2 protein-coding genes are annotated in these 2,342 nt (G+C 56.8%); one reads left to right on the top strand and one right to left on the bottom strand.

Annotated features, from left to right (window positions below; all coding sequences use genetic code 11):
* Positions 1–377: 377 nt before the first annotated feature.
* Positions 378–1,253 carry an NAD(+) diphosphatase gene (gene nudC, locus CW742_RS10790; protein WP_292420270.1) on the bottom strand — a complete coding sequence of 292 codons (876 nt, stop codon included), beginning with the start codon at positions 1,251–1,253 and terminating at the stop codon, positions 378–380.
* A 131-nt stretch (positions 1,254–1,384) separates the two neighbouring features.
* On the opposite strand from nudC, the gene CW742_RS10785 reads away from it, so the two are divergent.
* On the top strand, positions 1,385–2,342 hold a 958-nt coding region (locus CW742_RS10785), incomplete at its 3' end, for an HPr kinase/phosphorylase (protein ID WP_292420268.1).

Raw genomic sequence — 2,342 nt, 5'->3', positions numbered from 1 at the left:
CCCTTGCGCCAGCCCTGCCCCCCTTCGAGGGTGTGGGGTTGCAGGTGATACCTCTGTATTATCTGAAAGGGATACTCTGACAAAGAGGTGTTTTCATAAAAAAGAAATTGATGCCGCCGCGGGGCGAGTCGAAAAATTTTCGGATTTTTTCTCCAGACCTCCCTGACCACGGGTCACGGATGTCTCCCTTCGGGGTGCTTCATTCTGCAAGAATGAAGCAGAGGATTTTTGAAAAAATCCTCTCATCGAATCCCTAAGGCATGAGATGAGAGAAGAGCGCGAAGCGTTCTTCGACTTCAGCGGCCGTTCATCATAATCGGTGGTATGGGGGCATCAGCCCCCATCAATACTTCAAAGGATTTCAACGGAACATTTTCTTACCGCCCGGAATCCCCTCGCCCCTCAGCAAGCCACCAGTCAATAAGCGCCCGGGCAATGCTCATCTTACGGGGAATGTCGGGGAGGTGTGCCCTGTCAAACCATCCCGCTGCTACGATCTCATTGTTGTCGATCACGATCTCCCCGCCGGCATAATCCGCAGCAAACCCGATCATCAGGGAGTCCGGGAATGGCCAGGGCTCGCTGCCCAGGTAGCGGATGTTTGTGACTTCAATGCCAACCTCCTCGCGGACCTCCCTTTGCACAGCCTCCTCAAGGGTCTCGCCCGGCGCGACAAAACCGGCGATGACACTGTGGAATCCGGGAGGAAACCGGGGAGACCGGGCAAGAAGAATATGGTCATCCTTTTGGATCAGAACGATGATCGCAGGCGATATGCGGGGGTAGGTGACCTGTCCGCAGGCAGCGCAGACTTTTGCGCGCTCTTCCCCTGACTGCCGCATTTCGCTGCCGCACTGCCCGCAGAACCGGGTTGTCCGGTCGAACGCGATGATACGCACGGCAAGCGCTGCGACCGCGAGCTCGTTATCGGGAAGGAGGGAATAGAGGTCGCGGGTATCCGGGTAAAACACGGAGCCGGGGATTACCGTGTCTGCAGCTACTTCCATGGCATACCAGGCCACGCCTTCACGATGTCCCAGGTACTGGCTGTGCAGGACATCCGGTAGATTTTCTTTGTGGGTGTACACGAGAACAGGAGGTTCGCCGGAGTGCAGGTAAACCCCGTTCTTTCGCACAATCACCCATTTTGCGTCCTCCGGGGGCTCTGCCGGTTCCGGGTAGACCGGTTCGAGAAAAGCCGAAGAGAAGACTGCAGTATGGAGAAAAGAATCCTGGAAATTTCCTGTTGCCATAACCCGTCCTTCCAAAAGATTTGCCCCGGAACAACAAAAACAATCGCCCTGATCCTCCTTGATCCACCAAGAGGTTATTAACCGACGTTAGCGGATACTGTATCACCGCGATCCAAAGAGGCAGGATACTCATGGCATATCAGGTAACGCTCATCACTCCCGAAGAGAAAGACCGGCTGGCTGCCCGGTTCATGCCCTCGGTACGGTACGAGATCAAGTCCGAGATCTACGGCTGCTGCATCAAGCTGCTCTCCGCTGATCCTGTCCTGAAAGACACGTGGCAGGAGAACTTTTACTCCATGTCCCAGAATATCCGGTCGCACGGGAGGATCTTTGTCTTCCCTGACCCGGGCTCTCCCCCCGATTCGGTTTTTTACGATCCCAAGACCCGGACCCTGTTCCTCTTCAATGTCGGGTATTACGGGTGGGTGAAGTCGCTGGCGTTAAGCCTGGCCGGGGATATTCTCGAAGAGGAGCATGCCATCTTCTCGCTCCACGGTGCGCTTGTCGACATTGCCGGCAGCGGCCTCTGTCTCACGGGAACCTCCGGGGCCGGCAAGACAACGCAGACCTACGGCCTGTTAAAGGACCCCGGCACGCGCATCGTGTCGGACGACTGGTTCTTCTCCCGGGTCTTCGGCCCCGAGATCCTCTCCTACGGGTCCGAGAAAAACTTCTATATCCGGCAGGACCTGGAGACGGTCTGGAAGGAGTACGGCGGGCTTGTCCGGGCAGATGAATATGACAGGGACGGGCGTGCGGTTGCTGATATCCGCTGGGTAATCGGGAAGGGGCGTCTTCTCCCCATGACAACGCTGAAGACGGTGATCGTTCTCAAGCGCGACCCGTCTGACCGGAATACCGTACAGTCCCTCAATCCCGATACAGCGCTCGATCTTTTCACGGCTAACCGGTTCTTCAACCCCCATCACCTTGACTGTTCACCCTACAAGACGGCACTCCGGACACAGTACCTGCGGGATCTCCTCGACCGGACAATGGTCTATGAGGTAAATACCACCGGGACACCGGCAGAGACCCAGCGGCTGATCCGGTCCCTTGCCGCGATCCCCCAGGACGACCCGCAAT

Source organism: Methanoregula sp. (assembly GCF_002835825.1).
Taxonomy (GTDB): Archaea; Halobacteriota; Methanomicrobia; order Methanomicrobiales; family Methanospirillaceae; genus Methanoregula.
The sequence above is the reverse complement of the archived record's forward strand: the minus strand, read 5'-3'. Positions and strand labels throughout refer to the sequence as shown.